The organism is Xanthomonas sp. 3307, from assembly GCF_014199735.1.
GTDB lineage: Bacteria > Pseudomonadota > Gammaproteobacteria > Xanthomonadales > Xanthomonadaceae > Xanthomonas_A > Xanthomonas_A rydalmerensis.
Window position 1 is genome coordinate 1 of record NZ_JACHOG010000012.1, and the last position, 16430, is coordinate 16430.

At 70.5% G+C, this 16430-nt stretch carries 12 protein-coding genes; 6 read left to right on the top strand and 6 right to left on the bottom strand.

All coding sequences use genetic code 11. From position 1 onward, the window contains the following. Positions 1-100: 100 nt before the first annotated feature. Genes GGR64_RS19700 through GGR64_RS19710 form a run of 3 tightly spaced genes read right to left on the bottom strand, consistent with a single transcriptional unit; the run spans position 101 to position 7799 of the window. Positions 101-3178 (bottom strand): efflux RND transporter permease subunit, encoded by a 3078-nt coding sequence (locus GGR64_RS19700; protein ID WP_184647957.1) that lies wholly within the window; start codon positions 3176-3178, stop codon positions 101-103. After that, positions 3175-6681 carry an efflux RND transporter permease subunit gene (locus GGR64_RS19705; RefSeq protein ID WP_184647959.1) on the bottom strand — a complete coding sequence of 1169 codons (3507 nt, stop codon included), beginning with the start codon at positions 6679-6681 and terminating at the stop codon, positions 3175-3177. Before GGR64_RS19705 ends, GGR64_RS19700 begins: the two co-directional genes overlap by 4 nt. Then, positions 6681-7799 (bottom strand): efflux RND transporter periplasmic adaptor subunit, encoded by a 1119-nt coding sequence (locus GGR64_RS19710; protein WP_184647960.1) that lies wholly within the window; start codon positions 7797-7799, stop codon positions 6681-6683. Before GGR64_RS19710 ends, GGR64_RS19705 begins: the two co-directional genes overlap by 1 nt. A 194-nt stretch (positions 7800-7993) precedes the next feature. Between GGR64_RS19710 and GGR64_RS19715 the strand changes: the two genes are divergently transcribed. Then, positions 7994-8377, top strand: coding sequence for a cytochrome c (locus GGR64_RS19715; protein ID WP_026143839.1), 384 nt, complete (start codon positions 7994-7996; stop codon positions 8375-8377). Between the two features lie 7 nt (positions 8378-8384). Beyond that, positions 8385-8846, top strand: coding sequence for a cytochrome c (locus GGR64_RS19720; RefSeq protein ID WP_019800789.1), 462 nt, complete (start codon positions 8385-8387; stop codon positions 8844-8846). Positions 8847-9086: 240 nt separating this feature from the next. On the opposite strand, the gene GGR64_RS19725 is transcribed toward GGR64_RS19720, so the two are convergent. Further along, complete coding sequence (locus tag GGR64_RS19725; RefSeq protein WP_184647962.1) at positions 9087-10805, bottom strand: transmembrane repetitive protein; 1719 nt, start codon at positions 10803-10805, stop codon at positions 9087-9089. A gap of 13 nt (positions 10806-10818) precedes the next feature. Continuing rightward, on the bottom strand, positions 10819-11415 hold the full coding sequence (locus GGR64_RS19730; RefSeq protein ID WP_010343876.1) for an NfuA family Fe-S biogenesis protein: 597 nt from the start codon (positions 11413-11415) through the stop codon (positions 10819-10821). An 85-nt stretch (positions 11416-11500) separates the two neighbouring features. On the opposite strand from GGR64_RS19730, the gene GGR64_RS19735 reads away from it, so the two are divergent. The 4 genes from GGR64_RS19735 to GGR64_RS19750 all read left to right on the top strand — a co-directional run bounded on the left by GGR64_RS19735 (position 11501) and on the right by GGR64_RS19750 (position 15135). Further along, positions 11501-11842 (top strand): 4a-hydroxytetrahydrobiopterin dehydratase, encoded by a 342-nt coding sequence (locus tag GGR64_RS19735; RefSeq protein WP_160969936.1) that lies wholly within the window; start codon positions 11501-11503, stop codon positions 11840-11842. A 5-nt stretch (positions 11843-11847) separates the two neighbouring features. Then, positions 11848-12285 carry an energy transducer TonB gene (locus GGR64_RS19740; protein ID WP_184647964.1) on the top strand — a complete coding sequence of 146 codons (438 nt, stop codon included), beginning with the start codon at positions 11848-11850 and terminating at the stop codon, positions 12283-12285. 85 nt (positions 12286-12370) lie between these two features. Then, entirely contained in the window at positions 12371-13192 is an 822-nt protein-coding gene (zupT, locus tag GGR64_RS19745) for a zinc transporter ZupT (RefSeq protein WP_184647966.1), read from the top strand. Between the two features lie 125 nt (positions 13193-13317). Then, positions 13318-15135, top strand: a complete 1818-nt coding sequence (locus GGR64_RS19750; protein WP_184647968.1) for a DUF3300 domain-containing protein — start codon at positions 13318-13320, stop codon at positions 15133-15135. Between the two features lie 45 nt (positions 15136-15180). Here the strand turns inward: GGR64_RS19750 and GGR64_RS19755 are convergent, their stop codons facing one another. Then, on the bottom strand, positions 15181-16170 hold the full coding sequence (locus tag GGR64_RS19755) for an RluA family pseudouridine synthase (protein ID WP_048490262.1): 990 nt from the start codon (positions 16168-16170) through the stop codon (positions 15181-15183). Between the last annotated feature and the right edge of the window lie 260 nt (positions 16171-16430).

Here is a 16430-nt window from a genome sequence, read left to right on the forward strand (position 1 = left end):
AGCTCCTGCACCTCGCCTATGGCGTCCTCAAATCGGGCACCGCGTTCGACCCGAAAAGGGGCCTTGCCTGCTAGGGGATAAGACGGTATCTACGAAAAGCTCATGCGGCTTGCGGTGCGGCGACACCACGCGCGCGCTGCACCAAGCCCGCCGCGCCATTGCTGAGATCGTCGAGCATCGCGTAGATGGTCGGCAGAAACAGCAGGCTGACCACGGTCGAGAACGCCAGGCCGCCAGCGATGGCGCGGGCCATCGGGTAGTAGGCCGGACCGTCGCCGAACATCTGCGTGGTGGTCAGCGAGATCGGCACCATCGCCAGGATCGCCGTGCCCATGGTCATCATGATCGGCCGCAGGCGCTCGCGCGAGCCTTCGATCAGCGCCTCGGTGCGGCCCAGGCCGCGCCGGCGCAGGTTGTTGATGTGCTCGATCATCACGATGCCGTTGTTCACCACCACGCCCATCAGCACCAGGATGCCGATGAAGGCCATGATCCCGAAGCTGGTGCCGGTGATCCAGAACAGCCAGAACACGCCGAACACCGAGAACAGCACGCCGCTCATGATCGCCGCCGGGAACAGCAGCGATTCGAACACCGCGGCCATCACCACGTAGATCATCAGCAGCGCGATCAGCAGGTTGAACAGCATCTGCTGGCTGGCCTGGTCGTCGTCCTGACCGTCCGCACCGTCGAAGCTGTAGCGGTAGCCGACCGGGAAGCTGACCGCCTTGAGCGTGTCCTCGATCGCCTGCTTGGCTTCCGGCGCGGTGACCTTGGCGCCGAGATTGGCGGTGATGGTCAGCGTGGTCTGGCGGTTGGTGCGGGCGATCTGGGTCGCGGCCGCGCGCGGTTGCGTCTCGACCAGGCTCAGCAGCGGCACGCTGCGCCCGTCCTGGGTGCGCACGTTGAAGCTGTCCAGATCCTCCGGCGAGGTTTGCTCGGCGCCGGCGAAGCGCACCCACACCGGCACCTCGTTGTCGCCGTGGCGGAACTCGCGCAAGGAGGCGCCACGCAGCGCCAGGCCGACGAAGCTGGCGACCTGCTCGGCGCTGAAGCCGAACGCGGCGGCACGCTCGCGGTCCACCCGCACCGCCAGTTCGGTGCTGCGGTCGCCACTGTCCACACGCACGTCGCGCAGTTCCTTGCGCCGCGCCAGCACCGGCACCACGTCGTCGGCCAGCGCGCGCAGCGCCTCGGTGGAGTCGCCGACCAGTTGCACCTGCACGGTCTGCCCGCCGCCGTTGCCGCCATCGCCGCCGTTGCTGTTGCCGACGTGGAAATCCACCCGCGCCGAGCGCGGCAGTTCCTTGCGGATGCGTTCCATCAGCGCCGGCAGGTCGCGGACCTGCTTCAGGTCCACGGTCAGCGTGGTGCTGCTGCCCTCCTCCTCGCTGAACCAGGAATACACCTGGGTCACGTGGTATTGCGCGCGGCGCGCATCGATGAAGCGTTCGAGCCGGGTCACTTCCTCGGCCATCTGTTCGCGCGTGTAGACGCCCTTCCACTGGTAGCCGATGAAGACCTGCTCGCCGCCGTCGCCGCCGAACATGTCCTTCTTGGTCTGCATCATCGGGATCACGCTCAGCGCGCTGATCAGCACGATCGCGCTCACGCTCCAGCCGCGGTGCGCCAGCGACCAGGCCAGCACCCGCGCGTAGCGGCGCTGCAGGCGCGGGATCAGTCCGTGCGGGGAATGCACCAGCGCCGGGGTGCGCATGCGCGCCGACAGCATCGGGATCAGGCTCACCGCCACCAGCCACGACGCCAGCAGCGACACCGAGATGGTGATGGCGATCTGCGACATGAAGATGCTGATGTTGTTGGTCTCGCCGAACAGGTTCGGCACGAACACGATGCAGTGGCACAGGGTGCCGGCCGACAGCGCGATGGCGACGTTGCGGGTGCCGACGATGGAGGCGCGCTGCGGCTGGTCGGGCATGCGCTCGCGCTCCTGGTAGATGCTCTCCACCACCACCACGGCGTTGTCCACCAGCATGCCGACCGCCAGCAGCAGGCCCATCATGGTCAGGATGTTGAGGGTGACCCCGGCGAAGTACATGAAGCCCAGGGTGATGGCGAAGCAGATCGGGATCGCCAGGGTCACCATCAGCGTCGACGGCCAGTGGCGCAGGAAGAAGAACAGCACCGTCACCGACAGCAGCAGGCCCACCGCGCCGGCTTCGGCCAGTTCCGCCAGCGACGAGGTCACCGCCTTGCCCTGGTTGTCGATGACCTTGATCTGCACGTCGCTCAGCGCCGGCTGCTTGCGGATCTGCTCGACCTCGGCCAGCACCGCGCGCGAGACCTCGACCAGGTTGGCGCTGCGCTCCTTGAACACGTCCAGGCCAACCGCTGGGCGTCCGTCCAGGCGCCGGCCGTAGCTCATCCGGGTCGGCTTGAGCCGCACCTCGGCGATGTCGCCCAGGCGCAGGCCCTTGCTGTCGATGACCAGATCGCGCAGCTCCTGCAGGTCGCGCAGTTCGCCGATCGGCTGCACCCGCAGGCGCTGGCCGTTGTCGTCGATCTGCCCGGCCGACAGCGAGAAGTTGAGCTTGCCCAGGCGCTCGCTGAGCTGGTTGAGGCTGAGGTTGTGCGCGCTGAGCCGGTCCGGGGCGATGGCGATCTCGACCTCGTTCGGCGGCGCGCCGGACACCGACACCTTGGCCACGCCGGGAATGCGTTCCAGGCGGCGCTTGAACTCGCGATCGAGCATGTCGTACGCGCCGGTCAGGTCGGCCGCGCCGGCCAGGCGCACCTTCAGCACCGGCTGGTCGCTGCTGGACCACTTGAACACGTTGTAGCGCCGCAGGTCCGCCGGCAGATCGGCGCGGATCGCGTCGATGCGCTCGCGCGCGTCGGAGGCGGCGATGGCGATGTCGCGGTCCCAGTCGGAGAACTCGATGAAGATGTTGGCGCCGTCGGCGGTGGCGGTCGAGCGCATGCGCTTGATCCCGGTCATCGTCGCCAGCGCTTCCTCGGTCGGCCGCACCAGGTTGCGCTCGACCTCGTCCGGGGTCGAGCCGGTGTACGGCAGTTGCACGAACAGGAACGGCGCGGAGATGTCCGGCAAGGCCTCCAGCGGCAGGCGGAAGGCCGCGATCAGCCCGACCACCACCAACGACACGAAGCACATGATGGTGGTGACCGGACGGCGAATGCTGAACTCGGCGACGCTCATGCCGGCGCGCCCTCACCGCCCTGCAAGCGCTGCTCGCCGTGCTCGCGCTGCCGCGCGCGGCGTCCGCGCTCGGCGTAGTACGCGTCGGCGCGGCGATCCAGGCGGTCGTAGACCACCGGGATCACCAGCAGGGTCAACAGCGTCGACACCAGCAGCCCGCCGATCACGGTGATCGCCATCGGCGCGCGCACCTCGGCGCCCTCGCCACTGGCGATCGCCAGCGGCAGGAAGCCGAACAATGTGCACAGCGTGGTCATCACGATCGGCCGCAGCCGCGAGCGCGCCCCTTCGATCAGCGCGGCGCGCTTGGCCACGCCCTCCTCGCGCAGCTGGTTGACCTTGTCGATCAGGATGATCGCGTTCTTGGTCACCAGGCCCACCAGCAGGATCAGGCCGATGAACACCACCACCGACACCGGCTTGCCAGTCAGCAGCAGCGCCAGCACCGCGCCGACCAGCGCCAGCGGGATGGTGAACAGGATGACGAACGGATGCAGCAGCGACTCGAACTGCGAGGCCATCACCAGGTACACCAGGAACACCGCCAGGCCGAACGCGAACAGCAGCGAGCGCGCGGACTGCGCCAACTCCTCGCCCTGCCCGCCGATGTGCATGCCGACGCCGGCACCGAGCGGATCGCGCGCCACCATCGCGCCGACCTCGCGCACCGCGCCGCCCAGGTCGATGTCGCGCAGGTTGGCCGAGACGATCGCCACGCGGATCTGGTCGGCGCGGTGGATTTCGCTGGGCCCGGTGGTGGCGACGACGTCGGCGACCGCGTCCAGGGTCACCGGCCGGCTGCTGCCCGGATTGACGATCAGCCGACGGATGCTGTCGACGCTGGCGCGGTCGCTCTGCTGCGCGCGCACCAGCACGTCGATCTTGCGGTCGCGGAAGCTGTAGCGAGTGGCGACGTCGCCGCGCACCTTCTTCACCACCACGTCGGCGATCTGCCGCGTGGTCAGGCCCAGCGCGCCGGCGCGCTCCTGGTCGAAGCGGATCTGGATCTCCGGGAAGCCCTCCTCCACCGTGGATTTGACGTCGGCGAAGTGGCCGTTGCCGCGCAGCAGCGCCGCCAGTTTCTGCCCAGCGTGCTGGATGGTCTGCAGATCCTGGCCGCGCAGTTCGATCTCCAGCGGCGTGGAGAAACTGAACAGCTCGGGCCGGCTGAAACCGACCTGCACGCCCGGATGGTTACGCATCGTCGCGCGCATGCGCTCGCTCTGCTGCGCCTCGAACTGCGCACTGCCACCGCCGGCCATGGCGATGGTCAGCTTGCCGATGTTCTCGCCGCTCTCGGTGGGGCTTGCGTCGAGCCGGGTGCCGCTGCCGCTGACCCCGTACAGCGCCTGCACGCCCGCATCCTTGCCGTGGACCTCCTGCAGTTCGCGCACCAGCGCGTCGGTCTGCCGCAACGGCGTACCGGCCGGCAGTTTCACGGTCATCTCGAAGCGGTCCTGCGCCAGCTGCGGGATCAGGTCGGCGCCCAGCAGCGGCGCCACCGCCAGCGTCGCGGCGAAGGCCAGCGCCGCCAGCCCCAGCACCCAGCCCGGACGCGCCAGCGCGCCCGGCAACAGCCGCAGGTAGCCGCGCTCGGCCAGCGCGTACGGCGCCATCGCCAGGTCGCTGGCCTTGCGCATCACCGGCGCGACCAGCGCCACCGCGCCGCGCCACAGCCGCACGCACGACCAGGCCACACCGAAGCACACGCCGCGCACCGCCGCACCGGCCCCGCGCCGGCTCCAGGCCAGCGGCTTCAGCCAGCCGCGCTGCGGCTGCCAGCGCGCCGCCGCCGGTTCCACCGGGAATGCCAACGGCGGGCGGCCCTTCAGCGAACTGAGCATCGGGATCAGGGTCATCGACACCACCAGCGAGATCGCGATGGCGATCGCCACGGTCAGCGCCTGGTCGCGGAACAGTTGCCCGGCCACGCCTTCCACGAACACCAGCGGCAAGAACACCGCGATGGTGGTCAGGGTCGAGGCGACCACCGCCATGCCGACCTCGCGGGTGCCGACGATCGCCGCATCGAGCACGCTCAGGCCGCGCTCGCGCGCCTTGGCGATGCTTTCCAGCACCACGATCGAGTCGTCCACCACCAGGCCGGTGGCCAGCGCCAGCCCGCCCAGCGACATCACGTTGAGGCTCAGCCCGAGCTGGCCCATGAAGAAGAACGTGGTCACGATCGACACCGGCAGCGACAGGCCGATCACGAACGTGCTCCAGCCATCGCGCAGGAACAGGAAGATGATCAGGATCGCCAGCAGGCCGCCGATCACCGCATCCTTCTTGACGTCGCCGATGGCGTGCTCGATGAAGCGCGACTGGTCTTCCAGCGTGGTCAACTCGGCGTCGGCCGGGATCTGCGCCTGCAGCTGTTCCAGGCGCTTGCGCAGTGCCGCGGCGGTGGACACGGTGTTGGCGTCGCCTTCCTTGTAGATGGCCAGTTCCACCGCTTCCTTGCCGCCCAGGCGGATGATCGCCTCGCGCTCCTTGTAGCCCTGCCGCACCTGCGCCACGTCCTTGAGCCGGATCGGCATGCCGCCGGCGACTATGGTGGTCGTGCTGGACGTCGCGCTCTGCGCGGCCGACGCGGCCGCGATCGCGGCTTCCGAACCGGTGGAGGCGGCGATCGCATACATCTGCTGCAAGGCGGCGTCCGCCGCGTTGCCGCCGGCGCCCTGGGTGGTGAGCAACAGGTTGCGGATCTCGTCCAGGTCGGCGAACTGATTGACCGTGCGCACCAGGTAGCGCTGCGTGCCCTGCTCCAGGCGCCCGCCGGAAAGATTGACGTTCTCGTCCTTGAGCCGCGCGATCACCGTGTCGATCGGCATGTTGAGCTGCGCCAGCCGCTGCTGGTCGATATCCACCTGGATCTCGTCCTCCAGGCCGCCGCCGACCTTGACCGCAGCCACGCCCGCCACCGGCTCCAGCTTCTTCTTCAGATCCTCGTCGGCGTAGCGGCGCAACTGGGTCAGCGCGCGCACCGCCTCGGCGTCGCTGTGCGCGGCGGTCTTGCTCGACAGCACCAGGCGCATGATCGGCTGGGTGGACGGATTGAAGCGCAGCAGCACCGGCGCCTTGGCCTCCAGCGGCAGCGACAGCGCCTCCATCTTGTCGCGCACCTCCAGGCTGGCCTGGTCCATGTTGGTGCCCCAGGCGAACTCCAGCACCACGTCGCTCTGCCCGGTGCGCGACACCGACTTGAGCTTGCGCAGGTTCTTGACCACGCCGACCGCTTCCTCCACCGGCTCGGTCACCAGCGTCTCGATCTCCGACGGCGCGGCGCCGGCGTATTCCGTGCGCACGGTCAGGGTCGGATAGCTCAGGTCCGGCAGCAGGTTCACCTTGAGCCCGTGCAGCGCGATCGCGCCGAACAGCAGCATGGTCAGGGTGATCATCGCGATGGTCACGCGGCGGCGGGTGGCGAATTCCACCAGGCCGCCGCCGTGCGCAGCGGCGGGCGCAGGCGGCGCGTGCGCGTCGGGATCGGCGCCGTGCATCAGCGCGCTCCGGCGGCGGTGGCCGGCGCGGCGTCGGCGACCTCACGCTGCGGCGCGATCACCTGCACGCGACTGCCGTCGCGCAGCGCGACCTTGCCGGCGGTGACCACCTGGTCGCCGGGCTGCAGGCCCTGGCGGATCTCCACCCACGGCCCTTCGGCATAGCCCAACGTCACCGGCACCCGCGCGACCTTGCCGGCGACCACGCGGAACACCGCCGGCTCGCCATCGTCGAGCAACGCCAGCCGCGGCACCACCAGCGCATCGGCGCGCTGGTCGTAATCGATGCGGATGCGCCCGAACATGCCCGGCTGCAGCGCCTGCGCGCCCTCGTCGAAGGCGCAGACCACGCGGAAGGTACCGCTACCGGCATCCACCACCGGCGCGATGCGGTCGACCCGGCCGCGGAACTGCTTGCCCGGCAGCGCATCGGCCAGCAGGGTCACCGGCTGCCCGGTCTTGAGCGTGGCCAGTTCGCGCTCGGGCACGTTGAGCGTGGCCTCCAGGCGCGAATCGTCAACGATGCGGAAGATCGGCGTATTGATCTGCACGAAGTTGCCGGTCTTGATCGAGCGCGAGGCGATCACCCCGGAGATCGGCGCCGTCACCGTGGCGTAGGACAGTTCCAGCGACGCCAACTGGTGTTGCGCGCGCACGTTGGCCAGGTCGTACTTGATCTGGTCGACGTCGGCGGCGCTGACCAGTTGCTGGCCCACCAACTGCTGCGAGCGCCGGTAGTTGTTCTCCAGCTTGCGCAGCTGCGCCTCGCTCTGCGCCAGCGCCAGCCGCGCACGGTCCGGATCCAGCCGCACCAGCGGCTGCCCGGCGCGCACCTGCTGGCCCTCCTCGGCCAGCACCGCCAGGGCCACGCCGGAGGTCTTGGCCACCACCTGCGATTCGGCGCGGGCCTCCAGCGCCGCAGTACCGCTGTAGCTGGCCGCCACCGCGCGGCGGCTGGCCGCGGCCACCTCCACCGGCACCGCCTCCGGTACCTTCTCGCTGTCGGCGGCCTTGGCCTTGGCTTCGGCGGCCGGCTTGCAAGCGCTGAGCAACAGCGTGGTGGTGACCAACAGCGCGGCAGCGCAACTGGCAGTGCGGCGCGTGAGCGGTCGCGTCATCGTCGTATCCCCGGTGGATGGCGTAAATGGTGTTGTAGATAAGTAGATCACCAATCGACGCCATGACGAATGCCCCAAAGGTCACGGGTCCCTCGCCACGGCCAGTTTCGGAGCTGCGAAAGGTGAGGCTATACTCGGGCCGTTCCGTGTTCCCCCACGCCGGAACCCCAATCCGTCCTCCGGACCACGAAACCATGCGCACGCAGCCGCTAGCCGCTTGTTTTGCTCTGGCCGTACTCGTTTCTGTTGGGGCCGCCCCGGCCATGGCGCAGACCGCGCCGGCGCCCGCCGCTCCCGCCGCCGCAGCCGCGGCACCCGCGCCCGTGCAGGGCAATGCCGCCAATGGTCGGGTGCTCACCTATACGTGCCAGGGCTGCCACGGCGTCACCGGCTACAAGAACGCCTACCCCAGCTACCGCATCCCCAAGATCGGCGGGCAGTCGGCGCAGTACCTGACCCAGGCGCTGACCGAATACCGGCTCGGCAAGCGCAAGCATCCGACCATGCAGGCCCAGGCGGAAAGCTTCTCCGACCAGGAGATCGCCGACATCGCCGCTTTCCTGTCCACCCTCAAGTAGGCCTCCCATGCCGAACGCCGCGCACGCCTTGCGTCCCGCCCTCGTCCTGCTTGCCGCCCTGTGCCTGGGGGCCTGTTCGCAATCGCAGGTGGAATCCACCAGCAAATCCGCCGGCGACCCCGGCCACGCCAGCGGCGAGCACGGTTCCGGCTCCTCCGCCGGCCTGCCCGGCGGGCGCATCGAGGCCGGCGACAAGCTGGCCCACGCCAAAGGCAAGGCCACTGGGCAGAGCTGCATCGACTGCCATGGCGCCGACGGCAACGCGCCGATCGACCCGACCTATCCCAAGCTCGGCGGCCAGTACGGCGACTATCTCGCGCACGCACTGCAGGCCTATCGCGGCGGCACCCGCACGCATCCGCTGATGAGCCCGCAGGCGGCGCAGCTGAGCGACCAGGACATCGCCGACCTGGCCGCTTACTTCGGCTCGCGCAGCAGCCAGTTGCGCGACCTGCACGGCGTGAACTGAGCGGACCATTGCCAGGCATCCGGCACGTCGCATGACGTGCCGGACGCTCGGGCGATCCCGGGCATCAGCAGCGTGGTGTGCGGTGTTCTACGCGCCGATCTCGACGTCTCGCTCGGCATAGGCCGACTCCCCATCGCGATCGGCATGACCGGTGTGCAGCCAGGCATGGCGCACGCCGTCCCGGCGCATCCCGCATCGCACAGCGACAACGAACCCGTCCCGATCCAGTCATCGCCGCGCTCAGCGGCTGCCGTTGTCCTCTTGCAGTTCGCGCTTGAACGGCACGTTCGGTGGCGGCCGCGCGCCGGCCGGCTGCTCGTTGAGATTGGGATCGGTGATGCCGCAGCCGCCACCCACCTGCAGGATCGAGATCACGCAGGAAATGCTGCTGGTGGTGCCCGGAATCGGGATCTTCACCGACTTGATGCCGCGCCGCACCCACTCCTCCAGCAGAGTCGCGTTCGGCAGCCAGTACTTGTCGAACGAGGTCGGCGTGTAGTCGTATGGCGGACGCTTGAGCCACTCCCCGGCCTTTTCGATGCGCTCGCGGGTCCAGCTGTCGGTCTCGGACCCGGGCGCGCTGCGCGCAGGCGTCTGGTCGTTGCCGCGGCCGTCGGCCAGGCGCACGCTGCCGTCGGCATTGAACAAGCCGCCGCCCTTGCTGGCGCCGGCACCGGCATCGCCGGGGCGGTTGCGCGCAGCCGCGCCCCAGTCGTCGCCACGCTGCGGCGTGGCCCAGCCACCATCGCGAGCGACCGGGGCCGGGCCGCTGCCCGGGGCCGCGGCCTGGCTCCCGGGCGGCGCGGTGCCGGCCGCGGGCGCGGTCGGCTTGGCGGGCGCACTGACGGCGGCACCGGCTGCTGCGACCGGCGCCTGCTGCGCTGTCGGCGCGCTGGCCGGCGCTGCGTCCGGAGCGGTCGCCGGTGCTGGCATGGGCGCGCTCGCGGTAGCGGTGCTCGGCGTCGGCACTTCGATCTGACGCACCTGCGGCACCTCGGCGCTGCGCGGCACCGGCGTGGGCGCCGGCGTGCGCAGCCGGGGCGCCGGAATCTGCACCTGCGGCAGCGGTGCCGGCACCTCGCGTTCGCGCACCTGCACCTGCGGTGCGACTGGGCGCGGCACCGCGATGTCGCGCGGGCGCAACTGCGCCACGGTCGGCATGTCTGTGACCACCTCGACCTCGCGCACCGGCACCTGCACGTCCGGCGGCACCACCGCGCGCGGTGTCGGCACCGGCACGCGCACGCTCGGCGGCGGCGGCAGCACGAAGTCGCGGGTGGGCGTCGGGGTCTCGGTCACCTGCAGCGGCTGCTCCGCCGGCGGTGGCGGCGCACTGGCCGTGGTCTGCGTGGGTACCGGCGGAACGGGAGCTGGAGCGGGAACCGGAGTCGGCGCAGCGGCCGGTGCGGGCGCGGCAGCAGCCGGCGGCGTCGGGCGCGAGCGCGTGGTCGCGGCATGCTGCGCACGCGGGGTCGGCGCCGCCGCCGTTGCAGCGGCGGCCGCCTCGGCCGGCGCACCGCCACCGCGTTCGGCGGGCGTGCCGCGGCCGACGAATTCCACCTGTACGCGCCCGGCGGCGTCCGCGTCGGCGCGCGGCGGCAGCCAGCGCACGAACGCCACCCACAGCAAAAACACCGCGAATAGCAGGTGCAGCAACAAGCTCAGCAGGACGGCCAGGCGCCGCCACCAGCGCTGGTCGTAGGGCGCCGGATCCCAGTGCTGCCACCACAGGCGGCGGAACGCCTGCCACAGCGGCAAGGCCGGCAGGCGCAGGGTCGCAGGCGGCGACGCCGGCGGCATCGCCGCGATCAGCTCGGGGGCCGCGAACGGCCGAGGCACGGCCGGTTGCGCCGCGATCCAGTGCGCCCACGCGTACGGCAGGCCGGTGCGGCGATCGCGCAGCAGCTTGCGCGGCGTGCGCGCCAACAACGCGTCGAGGATGTCGGTGGCGCGCGTCACCGGCAGTGGAAAGTCAGGCGGCCGAATCGCGCGGAATGTAGGGGGCGCTGCCGCTGTCGTGGTCGGTGGCGTCGCGCACCGCGGTCACGCCCGGCACGCGGCCCATCAAGGTCTTCTCGATGCCCTGCTTCAAGGTCACGTCGGCCATGCCGCAGCCGTGGCAGCCGCCGCCGAAGCGCAGCAGCACCACGCCATCGGCGGACACTTCCTGCACCGCCACGCGGCCGCCATGCTGGGCCAGCTGCGGATTGACCTCGTTTTCCACCACCCAGCGCACCCGTTCCACCAGCGAGGCCGCCTCGCCCGGGGCTTCGCCCTTGATCTTCGGCGCCTTGATGGTGAGTTGCTGGCCGGTGCCCTGGGTGACGTAGTCGATTTCCGCGCCGTCGAGCCAGCCGACGCTGTCGGCTGCCACGTACAGAGTGAAGCCGGCGCAATCGATCGCCCATTCGTCGCCGGCCAGGTCCGCCGGCTCGGCGAACTCCAGCCGCGCATCGGCGCGCGGGGTGCCGGCATCGACCGCGCTCAGGCGTACGCCCATGCCGGGCACGGCCTCGCGTTCGAGCAACTTGCGGAAATGGGCCTGTGCGTTGTCTGAGATCTGGATCATGCGGGTATTCTAGACCCTTCCACGCCCTGCGCTCGTCGCGGGCGGTATGTTGACCGGCCCTGTCCGTTCCACTGCAGAGACCACCATGAACGACCTGATCCCGCTCGTCCAGGCCCATTGCTCGCCCTGCAAGGGCAGCGAATACAAACTGACCCAGGCGCGCCTGGCCGAACTGCTGCCGCAGGTGCCCGGCTGGGAAGTGGTGGAAAACGGCACCGCGATCAGCCGCACCTTCCGCTTCCCCGACTATTACCGCACCCTGGCCTTCGTCAACGCGCTGGCCTGGATCGCCCACCGCGAGGACCACCACCCCGACCTGGGCGTGCACTACGACCGCGTGGTGGTGCGCTATTCCACCCACGATGTCGGTGGCCTCAGCGAGAACGACTTCATCTGCGCCGCCAAGGCGTCCGCTCTTCCGGAATGAACCCGATGACCGCCACCGCTACCGCCCGCCGTCTGCTCCCCCTGGCCTGCCTGAGCGCCGTGCTGCTCAGCGCCTGCGGCCAATCCCAGCAATCGCAGCAACACACCGTGGCGCAGCCGCCGACCGAGGTCGCCGCGGTGAAGACGCCGCCGCCGGACTATCCGATCGACGTTGCCTGCGCCGGTGTTGGCGGCAAGGTGGTGCTGAAGGTGGTGGTCGGCGTGCAGGGCAAGCCGACCGAGGTGGACGTGGTTGCCGGCAGCGGCCAGGCCAAGCTGGACGCCTCGGCGCAGGAGGCCGTGCGCGGCTGGACCTTCAAGCCCGCCACCCGCAACGGCCAGACGGTGCCGTGGACCATCCAGGTGCCGGTCAATTTCAATCCGCCGCAGCCGCGCCCGGACCGTTGCTTCGCGCTGGACGCCCAGGCGCACAAGGCTGGCTGAACCATGGGCGCGCGCGGCGCGCCTTCACGCGACACCCGCACCGCGCCGGGTTTGATCGACGCCTCTTCCTAGGAGCCGCCGGCGCATGCTGGATATCCCGCTGCACAATGTCCTGGTCGCGCTCGGCGTGACCCTCGCCGCCGGCCTGGCCACCGGCCTGGGCAGCGTGCTGGTGTTGTTCAGCAAGGGGCCCAATCCGCGCCTCCTCGCCTTCGGCCTGGCATTCTCCGCCGGCGCGATGGTGTACGTGTCGCTGACCGAGATCCTCGGCAAGTCGATCGCCGCCTTCAGCGAGGCCTTCGATCCGCGCCTGGGCCAGGCCTACGCCACCCTGGCGTTCCTGGCCGGCATGGTGCTGATCGTGACCATCGACCGGCTGGTACCCAATCCGCACGAAAGCCTCAACAGCCGCGATCCGCTGTTCCGCGACGACAACCGTGCCTACGTCAAGCGTGTCGGCCTGCTCACCGCGGTGGCGATCACCGCGCACAATTTCCCCGAGGGCCTGGCCACCTTCTTCGCGACGCTGGAAAGCCCGGCGGTCGGCATGCCGCTGGCCTTCGCCATCGCCGTGCACAACATCCCCGAGGGCATCGCCATCGCGGTGCCGGTGCATTACGCCACCGGGCGCAAGTCCTATGCCTTCGGCGCCAGCCTGCTGTCCGGCCTGGCCGAGCCGATCGGCGCGCTGGTCGGCTACGTCGCGCTGGCACGCTTCCTGTCCGAGGCGGTGTTCGGCGCGGTGTTCGGGCTGATCGCCGGGGTGATGGTGTTCCTGGCACTGGACGAACTGCTGCCGGCGGCCAAGCGCTATGCGCAAGGGCACGAGACGGTGTACGGCCTGGTCGCGGGCATGGCCACGCTGGCGCTCAGCCTGGTGCTGTTCCGCCTGTCCGTGCCGGCCTGAATAGGCGGCCAGCTCAGGCTGAACGCGCGCTCGCTGGCCCGCGCGGCGACGCTGCGCAGAAAGGTCGCAGACACCCAAGGCGGCGCATGCTGCGGCCACCTTCGCCCCGCTCGATGAGGTGTCGCATGGAGTTCCGTCCCCTGCCCCCGGCCAGGCTGGCCCTGTTCACCGCGCTGAGCGTGGTGGCGCTGGGCGCCTGTCAGCGACAAGAAACGCCATCCCCCGCGACCCAGGCCGATGCGCCCGCCCCCGCCGCGGCCCCCGCGCCCACCCCCTACGTACCGCCCACCGCCGACCAGCTGTATCAACTGGTGGCGCCGATCGCGCTGTTCCCGGACAAGCTGCTGGCGCAGACCCTCGCCGCCTCGGTGTATCCGGATCAGGTGGTGTCTGCGCAGGACTGGCTGCGCAACAACCGCACCCTGTCCGCCACCGACCGCCTGCAGGCGGCCGCGGCGCAGCCCTGGGACCCCAGCGTCAAGGCGCTGACCGCCTTCCCCGACGTGGTCGACCAACTGGCCGGCAACGGCGACTGGACCCGCTCGCTGGGCGATGCCTACGCCCACGACCCCAACCAGGTGCTGGACGCGGTGCAGGTGATGCGCCAGCGTGCGCAGGCGCAGGGCCACCTGCGCAGCACCCCGCAACAGCGCGTGCAGGTGGTGCAGCGCACCGTGGTCGAACCGGCGCCGGCCTATGCCGACGCGGTGCCACCGCCGACCCGCACCATCGTGATCGAACCGGCGCAGCCGGACGTGGTCTACGTGCCGCGCTACGACCCCGACGTGGTCTACGGCGCGCCGGTCAACGTCTACCGCGAGTACCGCTACCGCCCGCCGCGCCCCTACTACGACACCGGCGACCTGGTCACCGCCGGCATCATCTCCTTCGGCGTCGGCGTGCTGGTCGGCGACGCGCTCGAACACCACCACCACAGCGTGTTCGGCTGGCTGGAACCGGCGCCGCCGTGGCACAGCTGGGGCTGGAACAACTGGGGGGTGAACTGGAACGCGCCGCCATCGGCGCCGAACTACGTGGTCTACCGCAACAGCGTGTACGCGCCGCGCACCACCATCATCAACAACCACTACGACAACCGCAGCTACGTGCACAACGACTACCGCGGCGCGCCGCCGCCGGCCGCACCGATGGGTGGGCCGGGCGGTCAGCAGGCCTTCGCCGCCGCGCATGCTCCAAGTGCCGCAATGACCGCCGCCGCGATGGGCGCACGCGCCCCGGCGGCGGCGTTCGGGCCGGCCCGCGCCCAGCCGGGCGCGATGCCGCAGAGCATGCCGCACTTCACCCACCAGATGCTGCAGGCCGGCCGACCGGTCGCGGCGATGCCGCCACCGGTGCAGCGCCTGCCGGGCCCGGGCACGCCAGCGGCCATGGCCGCCGCGCGCGATCCGCGGCTGCTGCCCGGCTTCGCCCAGCGCGCCGCGGCACCGCCACATACCGTGGCGATGGCCCAGCCGAACGCACCGCGCGCGGCTCCGTCGATGCCGGTCCCGCAGTTCCATGGCCGCCCGGTCCCGCAGGCGCTGACGCCCACGCCGGTGCCGCACGAGGCCGTCGCCAATCGTGGCGGCATGCCCGAAGCGCGCGTCGCCGAACCGCCGCGGCACGGCGACCCGGGCATGCAGCCCTCCGGCTTCGCGCGCGAGATGGCACGCACGCAGCCGCCGCGCCAGGCGATGCCGGCCGACGCCCCGCGCGCCCAGGCCTGGCATGCGCCGGCGCCCGAACGCGAAGCGCGGGCGCCGGAGATGCCGCGCGAGGCGATGCGCGCACCGATGCCGGAACCACGCCAGGAGCAGCGCGTTGCCCGGTTCTCGCCGCCGCCGCGCATGCCGGCGCCGCGTCCGGCCGAGTCGCATCCGGCACAGCGGCCGGCCCCGGCCCACCACGACGGGCGCCACGACCACGACCACCACGAAAGCTGAGCACAATCCGGGGGCGGCCGCGATGCCGCTCCCGGCGCGTCCGCCTCAGCCGAGGCGGTTCAGCGCCTCGGCCAGTTCGTCGGCCAGTGGCGCATTCAATAGATAAGGCGTCTTGCCGTCGTCCAGGCTGAACTCCAGCGAGGCGGCATGCAGGAACAGGCGCTTGAGCCCGATCTGTTCGCGCAGGCGCTTGTTGACCGCCGGATCGCCGTACTTGTCGTCGCCGGCGACCGGATGTCCCAGGTGCTGCGCATGCACGCGGATCTGGTGGGTGCGGCCGGTCTCGATCCGCACCTCGCAATAGGAATGCCCGCCGCGCCGCTCCAGCACCCGGAAATGGCTCAGCGACGGCTTGCCTGCCGCATTCACCTGCACGTGGCGCTCGCCGCCCTGGCGCAGCCCAATGTGCAGCGGCGCATCCACACTCATGGTGCCGTCGGGCATGCGTCCGACCAGCAGGGTCAGGTAGCGCTTGCTGATACCGCGCCCCTGGACCCGGTCGTCCTCGCGCATCAGCGCCTGCAGCTCGGTCAGCGCCGAGCGCTTCTTGGCCACGATCAGCAGCCCGGAGGTGTCGCGGTCGAGCCGGTGCACCAGTTCCAGCGATTGATTGGGACGCAGCGCACGCAGCGTCTCGATGGCGCCGAAACTGATCCCGCTGCCGCCGTGACTGGCGACACCCGACGGCTTGTTCAGCGCCAGCAGCCGTGCATCCTCATAGACGATGGCCGCCTCCAACCGGGCCATGAAGGCGTCGGGTGGCGCACTCTTCTCGCCCTCCTCGGCCAGCCGCACCGGCGGGATGCGCACTTCGTCGCCGGCCTCGAGCTTGCGCTCGGCCTTGGTGCGGCCGCCGTTGACCCGGACCTGACCGCTGCGCATCAGCTTGTAGATCAGGCTACGCGGCGCGCCCTTGAGCTGGCCGAGCAGGAAATTGTCTACGCGCTGTCCGGCCCTGTCTTCCGGGACCTTGAGAATGCGCACCGCGCTGGTCGCGACATCGCGCGGCTTTGGAGGGATCGGGGGGGAAGTCATCAGGCAGTTTATTCTGTTACACTCGGGGGGCGAGATAAGGGTTTGATTTCGTTGGAAGTTAGTTGAGGGCCAGAAGCCCGGCTTACGACGATTCCGGCACAGTGCGCGACCACCGCCCCCGGGGCGGCCATGTTAGCGGCTCACCGGCCTACCCGGCCATCGCCGGATGCCGCAAGCGTCCGCGCTGAACATGCCCCGTGCGGCGCCCAGCCTGGCTGGAGTCGCCGCCGGTCCTGAACCACCTAAAAGCAAGAAGCGCT

Excerpts from the sequence above, each read along its gene's own strand:
- GGR64_RS19740 (WP_184647964.1), top strand. The coding sequence starts at position 11,848 with ATGACCGCCACCGCTACCGCCCGCCGTCTGCTCCCCCTGGCCTGCCTG.
- zupT (WP_184647966.1), top strand. The coding sequence starts at position 12,371 with ATGCTGGATATCCCGCTGCACAATGTCCTGGTCGCGCTCGGCGTGACC.
- GGR64_RS19715 (WP_026143839.1), top strand. The coding sequence starts at position 7,994 with ATGCGCACGCAGCCGCTAGCCGCTTGTTTTGCTCTGGCCGTACTCGTT.
- GGR64_RS19720 (WP_019800789.1), top strand. The coding sequence starts at position 8,385 with ATGCCGAACGCCGCGCACGCCTTGCGTCCCGCCCTCGTCCTGCTTGCC.
- GGR64_RS19730 (WP_010343876.1), bottom strand. The coding sequence starts at position 11,415 with ATGATCCAGATCTCAGACAACGCACAGGCCCATTTCCGCAAGTTGCTC.
- GGR64_RS19755 (WP_048490262.1), bottom strand. The coding sequence starts at position 16,170 with ATGACTTCCCCCCCGATCCCTCCAAAGCCGCGCGATGTCGCGACCAGC.
- GGR64_RS19735 (WP_160969936.1), top strand. The coding sequence starts at position 11,501 with ATGAACGACCTGATCCCGCTCGTCCAGGCCCATTGCTCGCCCTGCAAG.
- GGR64_RS19700 (WP_184647957.1), bottom strand. The coding sequence starts at position 3,178 with ATGAGCGTCGCCGAGTTCAGCATTCGCCGTCCGGTCACCACCATCATG.
- GGR64_RS19705 (WP_184647959.1), bottom strand. The coding sequence starts at position 6,681 with ATGCACGGCGCCGATCCCGACGCGCACGCGCCGCCTGCGCCCGCCGCT.
- GGR64_RS19710 (WP_184647960.1), bottom strand. The coding sequence starts at position 7,799 with ATGACGCGACCGCTCACGCGCCGCACTGCCAGTTGCGCTGCCGCGCTG.
- GGR64_RS19750 (WP_184647968.1), top strand. The coding sequence starts at position 13,318 with ATGGAGTTCCGTCCCCTGCCCCCGGCCAGGCTGGCCCTGTTCACCGCG.